20 protein-coding genes are annotated in these 16,191 nt (G+C 52.0%); 12 read left to right on the top strand and 8 right to left on the bottom strand.

Going from position 1 to position 16,191, the window contains the following annotated elements:
- The 6 genes from ACT3R4_RS14280 to ACT3R4_RS14305 form a co-directional block, all read left to right on the top strand.
- On the top strand, positions 1–682 hold a 682-nt coding region (locus ACT3R4_RS14280), incomplete at its 5' end, for a hypothetical protein (protein ID WP_496201226.1).
- Between the two features lie 103 nt (positions 683–785).
- Positions 786–1,328: a DinB family protein gene (locus tag ACT3R4_RS14285; RefSeq protein ID WP_441679443.1), complete on the top strand. Its 543-nt coding sequence runs from the start codon at positions 786–788 to the stop codon at positions 1,326–1,328.
- A gap of 85 nt (positions 1,329–1,413) precedes the next feature.
- On the top strand, positions 1,414–1,806 hold the full coding sequence (locus ACT3R4_RS14290) for a hypothetical protein (protein ID WP_441679442.1): 393 nt from the start codon (positions 1,414–1,416) through the stop codon (positions 1,804–1,806).
- A 121-nt stretch (positions 1,807–1,927) separates the two neighbouring features.
- On the top strand, positions 1,928–2,338 hold the full coding sequence (locus ACT3R4_RS14295) for a hypothetical protein (protein ID WP_441679441.1): 411 nt from the start codon (positions 1,928–1,930) through the stop codon (positions 2,336–2,338).
- A gap of 97 nt (positions 2,339–2,435) precedes the next feature.
- Entirely contained in the window at positions 2,436–2,867 is a 432-nt protein-coding gene (locus ACT3R4_RS14300) for an acetyltransferase (RefSeq protein WP_172115979.1), read from the top strand.
- A 114-nt stretch (positions 2,868–2,981) separates the two neighbouring features.
- Complete coding sequence (locus ACT3R4_RS14305; protein WP_441679440.1) at positions 2,982–3,305, top strand: DUF7709 family protein; 324 nt, start codon at positions 2,982–2,984, stop codon at positions 3,303–3,305.
- A gap of 66 nt (positions 3,306–3,371) precedes the next feature.
- Here ACT3R4_RS14305 and ACT3R4_RS14310 read toward each other — a convergent pair whose 3' ends face one another.
- The 3 genes from ACT3R4_RS14310 to ACT3R4_RS14320 all read right to left on the bottom strand — a co-directional run bounded on the left by ACT3R4_RS14310 (position 3,372) and on the right by ACT3R4_RS14320 (position 4,908).
- Complete coding sequence (locus ACT3R4_RS14310; RefSeq protein WP_441679439.1) at positions 3,372–3,626, bottom strand: Txe/YoeB family addiction module toxin; 255 nt, start codon at positions 3,624–3,626, stop codon at positions 3,372–3,374.
- Positions 3,623–3,874, bottom strand: coding sequence for a type II toxin-antitoxin system Phd/YefM family antitoxin (locus ACT3R4_RS14315; protein WP_441679438.1), 252 nt, complete (start codon positions 3,872–3,874; stop codon positions 3,623–3,625). The genes ACT3R4_RS14310 and ACT3R4_RS14315 overlap by 4 nt, the downstream gene beginning before the upstream one ends.
- Before the next feature lie 266 nt (positions 3,875–4,140).
- Positions 4,141–4,908 (bottom strand): SDR family oxidoreductase, encoded by a 768-nt coding sequence (locus tag ACT3R4_RS14320; protein ID WP_441679436.1) that lies wholly within the window; start codon positions 4,906–4,908, stop codon positions 4,141–4,143.
- Between the two features lie 624 nt (positions 4,909–5,532).
- Between ACT3R4_RS14320 and ACT3R4_RS14325 the strand changes: the two genes are divergently transcribed.
- Positions 5,533–6,585 (top strand): type II asparaginase, encoded by a 1,053-nt coding sequence (locus ACT3R4_RS14325; RefSeq protein WP_441679434.1) that lies wholly within the window; start codon positions 5,533–5,535, stop codon positions 6,583–6,585.
- Between the two features lie 71 nt (positions 6,586–6,656).
- Here ACT3R4_RS14325 and ACT3R4_RS14330 read toward each other — a convergent pair whose 3' ends face one another.
- Complete coding sequence (locus ACT3R4_RS14330; RefSeq protein ID WP_441679432.1) at positions 6,657–7,145, bottom strand: TspO/MBR family protein; 489 nt, start codon at positions 7,143–7,145, stop codon at positions 6,657–6,659.
- Positions 7,146–7,293: 148 nt separating this feature from the next.
- Here ACT3R4_RS14330 and ACT3R4_RS14335 point away from each other — a divergent pair, with 148 nt between their 5' ends.
- Together ACT3R4_RS14335 and ACT3R4_RS14340 are read left to right on the top strand one after the other, a co-directional pair.
- Positions 7,294–7,881: an O-methyltransferase gene (locus tag ACT3R4_RS14335; RefSeq protein ID WP_441679430.1), complete on the top strand. Its 588-nt coding sequence runs from the start codon at positions 7,294–7,296 to the stop codon at positions 7,879–7,881.
- Between the two features lies 1 nt (position 7,882).
- On the top strand, positions 7,883–8,158 hold the full coding sequence (locus ACT3R4_RS14340) for a TehB family protein (RefSeq protein ID WP_172115986.1): 276 nt from the start codon (positions 7,883–7,885) through the stop codon (positions 8,156–8,158).
- A 23-nt stretch (positions 8,159–8,181) separates the two neighbouring features.
- Here the strand turns inward: ACT3R4_RS14340 and ACT3R4_RS14345 are convergent, their stop codons facing one another.
- Positions 8,182–9,987 carry a DUF4153 domain-containing protein gene (locus ACT3R4_RS14345; RefSeq protein WP_441679429.1) on the bottom strand — a complete coding sequence of 602 codons (1,806 nt, stop codon included), beginning with the start codon at positions 9,985–9,987 and terminating at the stop codon, positions 8,182–8,184.
- Between the two features lie 259 nt (positions 9,988–10,246).
- On the opposite strand from ACT3R4_RS14345, the gene ACT3R4_RS14350 reads away from it, so the two are divergent.
- The 3 genes from ACT3R4_RS14350 (at position 10,247) to ACT3R4_RS14360 (ending at position 12,072) form a co-directional block, all read left to right on the top strand.
- Positions 10,247–10,468, top strand: coding sequence for a VF530 family protein (locus tag ACT3R4_RS14350; protein WP_192528609.1), 222 nt, complete (start codon positions 10,247–10,249; stop codon positions 10,466–10,468).
- Between the two features lie 182 nt (positions 10,469–10,650).
- On the top strand, positions 10,651–11,298 hold the full coding sequence (locus tag ACT3R4_RS14355) for a glutathione S-transferase family protein (protein ID WP_441679427.1): 648 nt from the start codon (positions 10,651–10,653) through the stop codon (positions 11,296–11,298).
- A gap of 84 nt (positions 11,299–11,382) precedes the next feature.
- The gene (locus ACT3R4_RS14360) at positions 11,383–12,072 is read left to right on the top strand and encodes a DUF899 domain-containing protein (RefSeq protein WP_441679425.1); all 690 of its coding nucleotides are present in this window, start codon (positions 11,383–11,385) and stop codon (positions 12,070–12,072) included.
- A 53-nt stretch (positions 12,073–12,125) separates the two neighbouring features.
- Here the strand turns inward: ACT3R4_RS14360 and ACT3R4_RS14365 are convergent, their stop codons facing one another.
- From ACT3R4_RS14365 to ACT3R4_RS14375, 3 genes are all read right to left on the bottom strand, one after another.
- A complete protein-coding gene (locus ACT3R4_RS14365) occupies positions 12,126–12,257 on the bottom strand; it encodes a putative transporter small subunit (RefSeq protein WP_441679424.1) in 132 nt (43 codons plus the stop codon).
- Positions 12,258–12,373: 116 nt separating this feature from the next.
- Complete coding sequence (locus ACT3R4_RS14370; protein WP_441679445.1) at positions 12,374–14,026, bottom strand: sodium:solute symporter family protein; 1,653 nt, start codon at positions 14,024–14,026, stop codon at positions 12,374–12,376.
- 365 nt (positions 14,027–14,391) lie between these two features.
- Positions 14,392–15,759: a trimethylamine monooxygenase gene (locus ACT3R4_RS14375; protein ID WP_087111714.1), complete on the bottom strand. Its 1,368-nt coding sequence runs from the start codon at positions 15,757–15,759 to the stop codon at positions 14,392–14,394.
- Positions 15,760–16,191 lie beyond the last annotated feature (432 nt).

Below are 16,191 nucleotides of genomic sequence, written 5' to 3' on the forward strand. Positions count from 1 at the left end.
GGGGGGCAGAGTAGTGCCGCATCATTTGTTGATGAAGTTTGCGAAGAGGCACCGGATCGAAGCGCTCCAGACCACAGGTGAGCTGTACATGCAGCCGCTATCTGCGTATCGCCAAATAGAGCATCCGGAGCGGGGGGACAAACGCGAGGGCGCATTAGAGGTTCGCAATCTTAATGGGGGCGTTATTCGGATCAAGCGGGAAGAAACTGACGAGTGGTTAGAACTTGGTGAAATTCAGTCCGGGCAGGCCGTGCATGATGACCCGAATTTGCAGAGCCTCAATGTCTACTGCATGTATTGCTTGAAATTCGAAGAAACCGACGACCCCAAGATCGGACAAAAGATAGAGGAAAGAGCGCATGATGGTTTTGGGGATACTGCGCTGCTAGTTTTTGATGTTCGAGAGTTTTTACGTCGTGTCGAAACTAGGTGTCAAGAACTGGGGTATGGATACAGCCGCGCAACGGTGGACTATATTGATTTGGATAGCCATGACGGCACCGTGGGCCCGCTCCGAAAGGATCTTCGGTTCGCCCATCAGAGCGAGTTCAGAATTCTAGTAGGGAACCCGAATCGAGACGGTGGCCCTCTTAAACTCGTCATCGGTGATATAAGTGACATTTCAACGATCATAGAGGCAGAGAGAGCCTCCAACCTCATCTTTCAAGTTGTGGAAAACTGACCCCAACAACGCCATGGAGAGGGATATATTTTCCATTACGCACTTCGCGCTCCACTCCTAATATGCCCCTCATGGCGGGCGTTATACCTGAGAAGAATCTCTGATGAGTCTGAAAGATCACTTTGAATTGCTGGCTACATACAACCAGACGATGAACGCAAACTTTTATGAGGCGGCAGGCCACCTCTCCGCTACCGATTTAGCCAAAGACCGTCGCGCCTTCTTCGGTTCCATCCTGGGAACCTTGAATCATAACCTTGTTGGCGACACTATCTGGCTCAAGCGGTTTGCTACACATTCGGCTTGCGTTACCTCATTGCGCGAGGTAGTTGATCTTCCAAAACCGACCAGCCTGGACCAGATAGTCTTCGATGATTTTGGACGTCTTTCTGAACACAGGGTCTGGTTGGATCAGAAGATTATCGACTGGATAGCCGGATTATCCGACGGTGACCTGGATTTTGTTCTCAGCTATAGCAACACAAAAGGGGTGCCTGCCAAAAAGAGGTATTCGAGCCTGCTTCTCCATTTCTTTAATCATCAAACCCACCACCGGGGTCAGGTTTCGGCCTTGTTGTCACAGGCGGGTGTAGATATTGGGGTCACTGACCTGTTGGCCCAGATTCCGGAGGAGACTCATGTATAACCAGTCGCTTTTGCCGGACAATTTCTCCACCACTTCGCGGCTATAAAATTGCCGCAAAGCTCTACGTTAAAAATCAAGGAAGGTCATGCTCAGTACAATCATTTCAGTAATCGGTGCTCTGACGGCTCTAGGGAGCCTATGGTTCACTGAACGGCAGTGGCGAAAGATTAACCGAAAAATTGCCATGCTTGATGATGCGGGGGCTGCAATAGAAATCCTGCCCGCGTGGTACACGGGCCGAATGATGATGGATCAGTGGTGGTTCGGTCTCAAAACCATTGATGGAAGCCTAATCGCTATCAGCACAATTCACGCGATCTCCGATGATGGAAAATGGATGGATGTGGAGCTTCTCACTGAAGACGAAGTACCTGAGCTAAATCATTCAAGTATAGTTTGCGCTGTGGCTGACGACCGACGCAGAGCCTCAGTCCAGATCGATAAAATTGTTGCGGCATACGACATTGTTACCAGTTAGCCCGCAACCAATTTTTAACAAGTCGCAGCAGTACGCGGCCGATGGCACCCGGACGCCCTTTCCATGGCTCCTTGGTCGCCATTCCAAGGTCGCCGCTGTGCTTTGGCGTTAGGCAGGAATTATGTTTGATCAGTTGAAAGATCTAAAATGGAGCCAAGCCTTGTTGGTAATATTCGGGTTCCTCGGCCTGTTGGCACCAGGATTCCTGATTATTTTTCTTTACAAGCCAGAGTTGGTAATCGCACTGGACGCAACCAAGCTAATTTTGTTTTCGCTGGCTTTGAGTGGTCCCGTATTCGCTATAAATCTAGTCTTCGTACGGTCCACATCCAAATCGGAAGAAACTATGAGGGGTTTGGTGAGCTCTGTTGTTGCACTGCTGTTAACGACAACCGTGCTGTACGTCTCGCTGTTTCTAACATACTTTCTTAAGCTTCAATTCTTGAGCATGGTTTTGTTGGCGGGTGCCATACAGCTCTGCATAATTTTGGCAATCATTACGTATGACCGAGTCACCGCGAAAGATGCCTAACCATGCAAGTCACAGCGACGGCTACTCCATTGCGGCTTCTCCTCCATTCTGTACCCGCGCATGCTTGGCGGCGTTAAATTTTCAACCGAGTTTAGTGATGAATATTGAGATCGTAGAAAAAGCAGACCACCTTAAGCTGATAGACGTCTGGGAAGCGTCGGTCAGGGCAACGCATAATTTTCTGGCTGAAGATGATCTACAGGAGTTAAAGCCGTTAATTCTGGAGCAGTATTTTGATGCAGTTGATTTAAGGTGTGCTAAAAACGGTAACGGTGAAATTCAGGGATTCTGTGGAGTACATGACGGTAATATTGAGATGTTGTTCATCTCACCTGATGCACGCGGAAAAGGCATTGGTGCCATGTTAGCGGCCCATGCTATCAAAGAGCAGGGAGCATCAAGGGTCGATGTAAACGAGCAGAATGAACAGGCGGTAGGTTTTTATCAGCACATTGGCTTTAAAGTGACAGATAGGTCACCAGTCGATGGTCAGGGTAAGCCTTATCCGCTGTTGCATATGGCGCTATAAAAAGTTAACAAGGCCAGGCACGGCGATGTCTTTTTCGTTGCGGCTTCGCTTTCACTACAAAGCCGCGCGTGCTGGTGGTGTTAGTTATTGCGAAAATTATTGAAGGAGATAGAGATGTCCGAAGGTTCACCAGAGAATACCGAGCAACTTGGTTCGATCAATAAAAAGATTGTGGCCGAAGGAGAAGAGCTCCCCGCTGTAACCCTTAAAGATGGAAGTAAGGTACAAACAGGTACGGTTGCCACAATGCTCCGCAATGTCGCTTTATACAACGCAGGTGAGCGTGGCGAGGTAGAAGAGCAGCTGAAGACCGCAGTACCGACCTTGATTAAAGTTGGATTGTTTGAGCTATTCTCCGTTGATGAGTGGATTAACGGTCAGAATCCTGGGCGTAGGTTCGTTGGTCTGTGTGCTAAAGAATACATTAGTAAAAACTAACAAGTTGCTGCAGTTGACCGCTGTTCCGCTTCGCTTCACCTGCGCTTCGGCGTTATTGACCATGAATCAATAATGATACCGAAGCTGCGCGATCAGTAGCGCATCATCCGCCACCTTGTAAACGATCCGATGCTCGTCGTTGATTCGTCGAGACCAGTAGCCGGAAAAGGCGTGTTTGAGCGGTTCGGGTTTGCCTACGCCCTCGAACGGCTGCCGCTGAATCTCCTTGATCAGCTTATTGATGCGGCCGAGAATCTTCTTGTCGGTTTTCTGCCAGTACAAGTAGTCCTCCCAGGCATTCTCGGCAAAGATGAGCCTCACTCCAGGAGCTCCTTCTCTTGGCCACCACCTTGTTCCAGCTCGTCCATGGCGTCGATCAAACGCCGCGCGTTGTGGGGTGAACGCAGTAGGTAGGCGGTTTCCTGTAGCGCCTCATAATCTTCCAGCGAAAGCATGACCACCGAAGGTGCTTTGCTGCGCGTGATGATGACAGGTGAATGATCTTCGCAGACCTGTTCCATGGTCTTAGCCAAGTGGCTTCGGGCGGCGGTATAGCTAATAGCATCCATAATAATACTCCTGTACGTAATATTGTACTGTACAGATTGTCGTACATGGAAAGGCGGTAGACAACAACTTTCTACTCACGCGCCTGCTTTAACGCCAGTCAGACGTTTTGCTTGGGGCGCTTGATCATTCAACGGCCCGAGTCGATTTATCCCTCGGGCTGGTACCGCCCCAACCACCCAAGCGTCATGAGCACGGCAAACTGTACCGCGAGCCCCGCCTATGTCGTATTTCTATCGCCGCCGAAGGTGGCTAGTTAGGTGTCGCGTCACGAGTGGTAAACTTGGCTGCGGCCGCCATCAATCAGAATGTCGGTGGCATTGATAAAGCGTGCTTCGTCGCTGGCTAGAAACAGCGCCGTGTTGGCGACCTCATCGGCCTCACCGATGCGGCGGCACGGCAGCAGGTCTACTTGGTGCTGGCGTTCGGCTTCGCTTAGGCTGTCCAGCCAGGCTTGAGCGGGCGGCGTGCGGATTAGGCCGGGTGAGATAGAGTTGACGCGGATGCCGCGCGCCGCATATTCGATGCCCAGTGACCGGGTCAGACCGATCAGGCCGTGCTTGGCGACCGGGTACGGAAAGGCGCCGGGAATAATCTTGTGCCCGTGGACTGAAGCGATGTTGACGATATGGCCATACTCGCGGGCCAGCATACCAGGTAGCGCAGCCTGAATGACCCGCCACGCGCCTTCCAGATTGACCGACAGGCAACGCCGCCAGGTGACTTCATCGGTTTCGAGCGGGTCTGAGAAAACGTTGACGCCAGCGGCATTGATCACAATGTCGATTCGCCCCAAGGCATCGCCGACCTCCGCGACCGCGCGATGTATCGCAGTCGTCTCGGCTACATCGGCTTCCACGCCCAGGACAGGGCGGCCAATTTCTCGCTCAAGCCGAGCGCATTCCCTGGCCAGCGCATGGCTATCCCGGTCTAGCAGTGCCACGCTCGCGCCTTCGGAAAGAAAACGCTCAGCCGTTGCCAGCCCGATGCCGCTGGCCCCGCCGGTAATGAGTGCTGTACGTTGTTTGAGTCTCATGCGTGGTAATCCTTCTATTTATAATTGGAGTGCGAGGAGAGTACGTCAGGAATTCATGGCTACTTGTTCTTTAAAGGTTATTCCGCCCAATGCCATGTTTGGTCGTTCATGGTGGCAAGTCCATGTTTTAAGCAGCATGGTTTTAGTTTCCGCCAGTGTTTATTCGTGAGCATCAATAGGAATAGCAAGCGTGCCGTTTGTTTGCGTGGGGGCATTGCTCTGCGGTTTTGCTCTATCTTTGGCTACATCTTATTGTCGAAACGTCAATAGAGCCCTGGAAAATCACGGGGTGTTGCGGGGGCGACGTTTGACACGGTACGCAGGCGTTTTACTTGCTTCAGGATAGCGAAATATTGCCCTTTGACCTTATTAAATCATAGCCCATGATGTCAGCCTCGATGCTGGGCTGTTAGGCGGAAATGCTCAATTTTTGGGACAATTAACTATAAAGCTTGCACCGCTATGATGAAGCGAGTGTTTAGCGAGAATTTTTTGCATTATTTTGGTGCTTGGTAAGATTAGGTTGAATTTTATGTGTTTGATTTTAATGGTTTATTTAATCATTGGCGCGATTTTTTCATATTGATTTTTGATTAGTTAAATCAATAGGAAGATGAGGCAAAAATGTTTAAAAGAAATCTACTTGCATCTGCAATGGCATCTGCAGCGCTGTTATCCAGCGGTCTTGCATTTGCTGACGACCTTCCAGCCGTTACCATCTATGCCACTGGTGGCACCATTGCGGGAAGCTCAGAGTCCAGCACCGACACCACCAACTACTCTTCTGGTGACATCGGCGTTCAACAGCTTATTGATGCCGTTCCTGAACTCGCCAACGTTGCGGAGCTACAAGGCACGCAAATTTCTAACACTGGAAGCTCTAACATCGACCAGGAAATCCTGCTGAGACTGAGCAAGGATATCAACGATACTTTCAATAACTCTGAAACGCAGGGTGTTGTAATTACTCACGGTACGGATACTCTTGAAGAGACAGGATTTTTTCTTGACTTAACCGTAGATAGTGATAAGCCAATTGTTATGGTGGGCGCAATGCGCCCAGCGTCTGCCATTAGTGCCGATGGGCCTTTCAATCTTCTTGAGGCCGTAAAGCTTGCTGCAAATGAAGAGGCAGTAGGGCGCGGAACCATGATGGTCTTAAATGACCGTATCGCCTCTGCTTTCTATACCACCAAAACAAATGCCATCATGATGGATACTTTTAAGGCCGTTGAACAAGGCTACCTGGGAGCTTTCGTCAGCAGCGAGCCTTTTTTCTATACTGATCCTACGACACCAACCAACAAGCCACACTTTGATATTACCGATACAGACTCGCTTGCCCAGGTAGACATCCTATACGGGTATCAAGATGTTGATGGATCAATGATCGAGTCGTCCATTGCTAATGGCGCTGAGGGGATCGTAATCGCTAGTACGGGTAATGGATCAATTCCAGATCGTATGGATGATGCAGTCGCCGAAGCTATGGAAAATGGTATCCCGATTGTGCGTGCCTCTCGGACAGGCAATGGTATCGTGAGTCCGAAAGAGCTAGGCATTGGTAGCGGCGTATATAATCCGCAAAAGGCTAGAATTCTGTTATCGCTTGCCATCTCTCAAGGTGACGATATGGAAACGATCCGCAGCTACTTTGAAGGACCTTTCACTAACTAAAATAGCCTGATATAGGCCTTTTTAGCCCCACTTGGTTTTATTGACTCAGTGGGGCTTTCTATGTGCCGACGTCACCCAAGAATCTGTGGATTCAACTGCCACACACTCCAGGTGAGCGCGCAGGCCAAGCTCACCCAAGCAAGGTAAGGCGCCAGCAGTACACCCGCCAACGGCTTGAGTCGCCAGAACATCACCAGCGTCATCAAAATCAATACCCAAAGCGCGGCCACGCCGATAAAGGCGAGAGCGCCCAGCTGCCAAGCGAAGAAGAGCCAGCTCCATAAGGCGTTGAGCGCCAGCTGTATGGCGAACACGACAAGCGCGGGCCGGGCGCTGGGCTCACGCCAGGCAAGCCAGGCGGCAATGCCCATAAGGCCGTAAAGCGTCGTCCACATCGGCCCGAATAGCCAGGCGGGCGGTGCCCAGGGCGGTTGCACAAGCTCTGCGTAGAAAGAGGCCGCGTTGATGGAGGCCACCGATCCGATGGCGGCGGCAATATAAGCCAGTGCCAGCCAGCCAATCAGGCCCAGAATCTGTTTTTTACGAGAAAGTGCACGCACATGAGCCTCTGCTGTAAAGTATGAAAATCACTTCAAGCGTAGTGTAACGCGATGGGGTCGGCCACGGCGGCGGTTGAGAAAGAATGAAGCATGGTTGAAGCGTGGCAGGCGAGCTAGATAAGGTGGCATTAAACAAAGGGAGTGCAACGTGACTGAATCGCTACAAACGCTGTTACTTGAACTCGAGCAGTTTGGTGTAAGCAACGATAGCGCCATCACCGACCGGCCTCGCCGCATGTTGAACATCACTCGTGACACGGGAGAATTCCTTTCCGTGATGGTTCGGGCCACGAATGCTCAGCGCGTGCTTGAAATTGGAACGTCTAACGGTTACTCAACACTCTGGCTGGCTTGGGCTGCAGCGGCAATAAACGGCCATGTGACGACCGTTGAACAAGCCGATTTCAAACGTTCGCTTGCGGCTAAGAGTTTCGAGCGTTCAGGTCTTGCTCCGTTCATTACCCAGGTTCATGGTGAGGCGGGTGCCGTACTTGGTCGCAGCTCCACATCAAGCATCGATCTTCTCTTTCTCGATTCTGAGCGTTCTGAGTATCTGGCATGGTGGCCCGACATTAAGCGGGTTCTTCGTGAAGGAGGGCTTCTTGTGGTTGATAATGCCACGTCTCATGCTGAAGAGATGTTATCTTTTGTGGCATTGGTTTCCGCAGACCCTGATTTCGCCACGTGTACCGTGCCTGTCGGAAACGGCGAGTTTTTGGCTACAAGGAGCCGATAACATGAAAGACTTACCCGTCAATGTTTCTCCCTATAAAAGAACGCCAGAATTCACCGAAGAGAGCGTTCCCACAGGGTTGTTGAATGACCACACGACCAAAGAGGGGGTGTGGGGAAAGATTGTGGTACTTGAAGGCTTGTTGGAGTACACCATTCAAGAGCCAGCACTGGATATCATCGAGCTAAGCCCAGAGCAGTATGGTGTTGTAGAGCCAACGATAAAACATCACATCAAGCCGCTGGGCCCGGTAAGGTTTTTTGTTGAGTTTTATCGTTAATAGGGAAGTACCTGCCAATCTGCTTACTCCCCTGATATTTTTCCCCCTTGAGCGGATAGCTGCTGCCTGACGTTTTCAATCGTCGGCTGCAGGTTATAAAGGCAGTTGCCGTTCCGGTAGATATCGGCTGGCCCGGTAAGGCGTTCGAGATCATTCGTAGTCAGAGCCGTTTGGCACGTTGGGTCATCTTGCGGCTGAGTCGCGCCGAGTAGCATCAAATGGCCGAACAACAGCCAGTCGCCATTGCGTTCGCCATACGCCTTGCCCACCGCGCTATAAGGTTCATAAACCAGCCACTGGAAGGGCGTGCCGCTGCTTATCTGTAGGGTTTGGCAGGGTTCTGTCTGGCTTAAACAGGCAGAATTCTGCTCAACCAACAGGTTCAGCAAGGGCTCTGGGAGAGTGGCGCCGTTAGGGCTTGCCCTGAACTGTTGGGCGACGTCAGCCAGGTTCTGAGTATCCACCAGTGGTTCCTGGCTCCAACGTTCGGTTTGCCTGAGCGAAAGTTCAATACGCCGAGCTAACTCAGGCTGCGATTGGGCAAATTCGCTCTCTACCAAGGCTTGCAAGGCCAAGGTGCCCGGCTGGCCGAGCTGGTAGCGCAGGTAGTTAACATCAAACGCCTCGGCTGTTGTGCGGCCATCCAGCAACCGCTTGATTTGCTGCTCGGCAACCCAGTGGCGCATATCTGCCAGCGGCGTGTTAACCACGATCAACACAAGGGCCACCAGCAGGGCCAGGCCAACGTTGGCGCGCTGTAGGCTGGGAAGTGCTGCCTGGCGGCGCCACAGCAGAAGCAGGCTGTAGCTTACGGTAAATGCCGCTGTTAGCACTTGCAGCAGGGCAGCCCACAGCCTGTCCAGGCTAAGGCCGTATTGATCTATACGCAGCCAGAGCGCCCAAGCGGCTAGCACGCTACCCACCGGCAGCAGCACAACGGCCAGCAGGATGATACGGCGTAGCCAGGTGGGATAGGGGGGTAAGCCATGCGCTTGATGAAAGACCGCGTTGAAGAACAGCAGCAGGGTTAACATCAGCGCCATTAATATGCAGGAGGCTCTGCCTGTATCCCATACGGGTTGCACGCCGGTAAAAAGGAGCATGGCAAAAAACAGCAGAATGATAAGGGCTACTAGCGGCAGTAACGCTTTGATAAGTGCCTCGCTCATCTGCCGCACGCTTTGGATCAGGCGAAAGCGGTTACGAATCATCACCAGCGTTAAACCGATCACCAGCCAGGTGACGGGGTAAATAAACAGGGGGTCGCTGAAAAGCGTCTCAAAAAAGCGCACGCCAATAGCCGAAAACAGCGTTGCCCCCAGCCATAACAGGCCCCAGAACACACCAATAAACAGCGTTAATTGTGAAAGCGTCTGGGTGAATTCCCAGGAGTAATTCAGCAGCGGTGAATAGGCGGTAGGCCAGGTTCTGCTAGTGGCGCTACTCCGAAAAAACAGTGCCAGAATGAAAAGCGCCACGCCAAGTGACACGCAAAAGGCAAACGTGAACGGATGCCGTGCCCACTCCAGCGCTTCGGGCGTCTGCTCTACCCAGCCAAGGTGCCAGCCCAGCCAAAACAGCAGTGGGGCCAGCAATAGCGGCAGAAAATTGAGGCGATCACGTAGCTGCTCCATGCCGATTAGATAAAACGCGGGCAGGGCGATTGCTACGGTATAAAGCGCCTTGAGCCAGCGCTGGTCAGCGGCCAGCCAGTGCTCATGCTCGATCGCCAGATGAAGGGCCAGCAGCGCAACCCCTTGTACCACGGCCAGCAAAATCAAGCCCGTACGGGTGGGCTTGTCCAGCGTGTTTGCGCGATGATCATCCATGACAGTTGTCCGCAGGTGAGGTTGGCGTAATAAAATTTACGTTGCTTTAAACATAATCAGGGTAGCGTTGGATTAAATAACAACATCACCATGACAGGGAAATGGAAATGTATCGAATATTACTGGTTCTTTGCAGAGAAGTACGTTGCCAATGGCGGAACGCTATTCCGCCGTGCTTTCTTAACTGCCTCTGTTAACATTCGTGGCTTGTCGCCTGCCATGTTGGAAAGGGCGTTTGAAATGCCACTGGGAATTACTAATGAGCCATCCACAACCCAATAATCCGTTACATGGTTTAAGCCTTGAAAAGATCTTGACGCGTTTGGTTGAGCGTTACGGCTGGGACGGCTTGTACGCAGAGATCAACGTGAACTGCTTCTTCAATGATCCCTCTATTAAGTCGTCGTTGAAATTCCTGCGTAAAACGCAGTGGGCACGGGATAAAGTAGAAGCGCTGTATATCAATACCTTTACGGGTTAACGCAGAAATAAGTGTAGCGGCGGAGTGGGCTATGAGGTTTACGCTCCTCGCGCCGTTTATGTGGCCATTGAGAATAAAAAATACATTGTAGCTTGTCGATTTCTCTCACGCTCGAACGACTAGTGATAGTTCGCTCATGCAATCACAGACCGTTTGAAGTATTGGCTTTCGTGAGGAAATTGATGATGATTACTATGTATGGATTTGGAAAAGTAACGCCGCAAGTGGTGGGGATTACGAGGGATTTACGTGTGCTGTGGGCACTAGAGGAGTGCGAGCTGCCTCATCAGGTTAATGGGCTTGATGATGTCGCTGGGGAGCTACATAGCGCTGATTATTTGGCAATCAATCCCTTTGGCAAAGTACCCGCAATTGACCATGATGGCGTGATCATTTTTGAGTCAGGGGCTATTGTTATCTACTTGGCGGAGCAATCAGGGAGGCTTCTGCCGACGAGTGAGTCAGAACGCGCTAAAGCCCTGCAATGGACGTTTGCTGCCCTGGATACAGTGGAGCCACCGATGACGCAAATTGCCGTGATTGATTTATTTGAAGCGGATGCCGAGTGGGCAACGCTGCGACGTCCGGCACTCGTGGAGATGGCCAAGAACTGCCTCGCAGTGCTCGAAGATGTGCTTATTAGCAAGCGCTATCTGCTTGGCGACCAGTTTACCTATCCAGACATTCTAATGGTTGCGGCGTTAAGTCAAATACAGCATACAAACCTTCTAGATGAGTTTCCTAATGTGACTTCCTATTTAACGCGCTGTCACGACCGACCAGCGTGGCATAAATGCCTTGATGCCTACAATCGGCGCTTGGCAGCGTGAGTGATCAGCATCCCGCACGCCAGCACTTCGGCGAAGTTTATCAGTGTTGGAGCGGATCGACGGAACACACCGGAGAGAAAAACCATGACTACAACTAAACAACCATTGCCGAGTGTCGTATCTTTAGAAGAGTGGAAATTAGCGCTGGATCAGTTTCTTGTAAAAGAGAAAGCGCTAACCCGCGCGCGTGACGCACTGAGTGCTGAGCGTAGGAAATTACCTGTTGTGAAGGTGGATAAGCATTATACGTTTCAGGGCGAAAACGGCCCGGTGTCTCTGCTCGATCTGTTTGAAGGGCGCCGTCAACTCATTGTGTATCATTTTATGTACGCACCTGACTGGAAAGCGGGGTGTGGCGGATGCTCGTGGGTCGCCGATGCCATGACTCACCCGGCTCACCTGCATGCTCGCGATACCTCGCTAGTGATGGTGTCACGCGCCCCATTGGAAAAACTCGAGCAGTATCGGTCTCGTATGGGATGGGCTTATCCTATTCCATGGTACTCGTCTTATGAGAGCGACTTTAACTATGATGTTGGCGTAACGACTGCGGAAGGTGAAAAGCACGGCGCCAGTGTATTTATTCGTGACGGCAACACCATATATCGCAGCTATTTTACAGGGGCGCGAGGCGTCGAATATCTCGGCAGTCTCTGGACCTATTTAGACTTGACCCCGTTTGGCCGTCAGGAAACCTGGGAAGATTCTCCAGAAGGCTGGCCACAAACTGAGCCGTATGGCTGGAATCGCCGCCACGACGAGTATGGCGTATAAGACTCATTATAGCGGCAACTTTTCTGTTTTGGCTTCGCCTACTCGGTATTACTTCACACCAGCTCCCGCTTATCGCGCCGCGCCGCAAGAATGTCTTTTAGTGTGGCCAGGCCGATGACGCCCAGTACGGAGAGTGAGATTAGCGGCCAGATCAATACATATAACGCCAATATAAAAGTTTGCATGTGTTTTCCTAATGTTTGGCTGGTGCGCTATGGCGCACCAGCGGATGAAGTGATTTCAACGTCTTACACAGGGCTTATTGCCCAGCCCTTATCACCCAGCCCTTGTCACAGAGAGCTTAGGCCCGAGTAGCAGGCTTAGCCGGGTCATAGTTGATGACATCCTGATTAATCTGCGCGAAGTCGAACTTGCTGGTGCTCATCAGGCTGACGCCGATGCACACAATCGTGCTGACGCCGTAGGCCATTAATGAGGCCATTAGCACCGTGTAGTCCCGCAGGAAGCCAACACAGAAGTAGGCCAAAACAAGAGTGCTGAGTGCGCCGACAATCAAACCGGCACGGCGACCGCAGAATCCAAAGGCCATCAGGCCAAGCACTACACCTCCGCCTACGGAGGCCAGCAACTCAAATAGCCCTGCGGTTAGGCCGACCATAGGCAGCAGTTCAAATCGTGCGATGCAGAACATCACCAAGCCTGCGATTACCGCCGAGGTAAACGCCGTGTTGGTGACCCGGCTCCAGAAACAGCTGGCGATCACCGGGAAGACAATTGCACCCCAGAGCGCGCCAACGAAAATCAGCATGATAAGAATGTCCATGGAGAAGCTGGCGAGAATCACCCCAATCAGCGTCGCCACAATCATGGTCAACCTGCCAATAAACAGCATCCTGGTCGGGTCGGGCTTGTTTTTCGCAATGTTCTTGCCATAGATATCGGCCATGACAATCGCCGACATGGCAGAAAGGTCCGAGTCAGCGGTTGAGGAGAGCGAGCCGATCACCAGAATAAAGAACAGTCCAATAAATACCGGCGAGAGGTACATCGAGACCATCTGTGGGATCAGGTTGTTCATGTCGCCATTCATGGGCTCCATGCCGGTCATCAGCGCCATCAAGCCAATCATGCCCAAGCCGATAACAATCGCACCGTAGCCAATGGTCGCGGTGATAAAGGTCGGTTTGATGTGGTCTTCACGCACGGCGAACAGGCGTTGGGAGATAGTCTGGTTACCAATCGCGTAGGCCAGCACTGCTACAAAGAAAGGGGCGCCCTGATTGAGGATGGCGTCCACCGAGAACAGATTTGCCTGTTCTGGAGTGAGCAGACTCATGCCGTTCGATAGCGTTTCCGGCCCGCCGATTGCGAACATCACTGCGGGGATGATTAGAATGGCGATGGCCATCATCGCCATCAGTTGGGCAAAGTCAGTAAGGACCGAAGCGCGGAACCCCGACCATAGCGTGTAAGACAGCACCCCAACGCCTGCGATCACCACCCCGGCTTGAAAGGAGAGTGGTGAGAGCACTGAGACCAGTGCGCCGGACGCCGTGAAGTTGACCATCAGGCTGATGATACTGCCGAGTATGTTGGAGGAGGCAAGGATCAACTGGCTGGAGGCGCCATGCCGGGCGTGGATCAGTTCACCCAGAGTGTGCGCATTGGGTGCCAGCTTGCGAAAGCGACGGCCAAAGGGGTAGATGAACAGGATCATCAACGCGCCCCACAACCCGTAATGCAGGGGCCCTGAGATGCCATAGGTATAACCCGAGGTCGCAGCGGCGTAAAAGGAGGCAGCCCAGATCCAGGTGGCGGTCATGCTGGCGGCGCCAAGGCCAAAGCCGATCTGATGGTTAGACACCATGAAGGCGTCGGTATTTTCCTTTTTCTCCTTGATCAGTAGGGTCAGCAGATAAGTGCCGCCGTAAAAGAACACCAGTAAAGCGAGGACCGTCAGGGTCGAGAATTGATAGAAGTTTTCGTTGTACATGGAATACCCATAGGTTTTGCAGCCCAGCATCCTAAATAGCAACCAGCGTTCCGTTGTCGGAAAGGTCGCCACAGGACGTGAGCAAAAAAACAGAACATCTTTCTAGGTATGTCTGTAGCGAGATAAGACTGCGATTGGCAGTCTGGCCGTGCAAGCGTCAGGTGCTGAAAACACCTTAAGCCCTAGATAGGGGGGCCAGGTCAACGCTTGCCATGATGCGTAATAGCGAACGCAATAAAGCGGTGGCAAGGTCGAACCGAAGAGCTACCTTACGCTTTTACACTCCAACAGTATAGGTTGACTTTCGCGCCGCTGTATGCTAGGTGAGGTGAGGCGCGAACATATCCGCCCCAGGTTGGCCCCACTTAAGCAGGGTCGGTTGATGGGACTTGCTCTTCCTGCAGGAAGGCTTCTAACGAATCGTCCATAGCACTCATCCATGGCGTATGGTGCGCAGGTGCCAAGGTACCCGTCAGCGTAGAGCGGTAGCTCTTGTTACGGTAACCAAGGATGTCCGCTTCCTTATGGTGCTCCCACTCCTTGAAGATATCGGCAACGCCAGTGACATCAAAAGGTGGGTAGTCGGTAGGCTCAAGCAAATTGAGGATATAGGCCGCTTGAAAATCAATGGCCTCAAAAGGATTAGCAACCTGCTCCTCACGTGCCACCCATTTCTGTGTATCGGCCAACATGGCATCGTTGGTGGGCAGCTTGATGCGGTTAAGTATAAGGTCTCGGGCATACCAGGCTTGCGCATCAAACATGTTGAAGGTGTAGTACTGGTCCTGCATGCCAAGGAAGAACAACTTCGGATTGGCCAGGGAAGCGATCCCCTTGTACAGACCTTCCGGGTAGAGCCGGTTGTGTGTGTTCAACGACAGCTCGTTGGGTAGGAACGGAAAGTGATGCTGATACCCCGTGCACAGGATAATTGCATCGACCGTTTTACGGGTGCCATCCTTGAAGTGAGCTGTCTTGCCTTCTACGCCAGTAAGCAGCGGCACCTCGGCAAACGATGCTGGCCAATCAAACCCCATGGGCTTGGAGCGATAGCTGAAAGTCACTGATTTGGCACCGTACTTGTGGCACTGAGTGCCGATATCTTCTGCAGAGTAGCTGCTGCCAATCAGCAGCAAATCCTTGCCCTGAAACTCGCAGGCGTCACGGAAATCATGGGCGTGCAACACACGGCCGGGAAACTGTTCCAGGCCTTCAAAGTAAGGTGCATTGGGGGTCGAAAAGTGGCCTGTGGCGACAATCACATGATCGAATGCTTCAGTACTCAGCGCGTCCTGTTTTAGATCCCGAACGGTAACCGAGAACTTGCCGGTATCTTCGTCATATTCAACCCAATGTACCGCTGTATTGAAACGGATGTGCTGGCGCATATTGCTCTTGGCGACGCGCCCCATGATGTAGTCGCGTAGCACCGCGCGCGGGGGGTAGGAGGCGATCGGGCGGCCAAAATGCTCTTCAAAGCTGTAATCCGCGAATTCCAGGCACTCTTTAGGGCCATTAGACCAGAGATAGCGGTACATGCTGCCGTGAACTGGCTCGCCGTATGCGTCCAGACCGGTGCGCCATGTGTAGTTCCACATGCCGCCCCAGTTGCTCTGCTTCTCGTAGCAAACAATCTCAGGGATATCTGCGCCATCGCGCTGGGCTGCTTCAAAAGCACGTAATTGGGCTAGGCCGCTTGGGCCAGCACCTAGAATGGCAACTCTAAACGTCATAGTATTTCCTGTTTTCAGTCGCTGTATCGTACATTGAGCCAACGTTGGCCCGACGACGATGAAGCGCGAAAAAAAGCGCAGCTCAACCCGTATGGTGATGCCATCAAGCTCTATAGTGATGCGCAAAAGATCGGATGTGCCGAGAGCGCAATATGATGAAGGCTGCATCTGTATCTGTGAGTGAAACAGAAGGCCTGGGGCGGGCGGGCCGCTAATTGAACGCGAGGTATCGAGAAAACACCGGAAGAAGATGCTCGAATGGGGGAAACAAGGGAAAAGTACTTGATAACGCGTATACCAAGAGCGTTACTTTATCACAAAACGGGGATCGGCGCTTTGCGTCGTTACTTATTAATGATTCGCCAGAGCGGTACATTGTTTCCAATTCGTTGCTTTGGATTTCTAGCCAATCACCTTGTGCTGCCTCTGCTT

This window comes from Halomonas sp. AOP7-E1-9, assembly GCF_052376035.1.
Taxonomy (GTDB): Bacteria; Pseudomonadota; Gammaproteobacteria; order Pseudomonadales; family Halomonadaceae; genus Vreelandella; species Vreelandella citrativorans.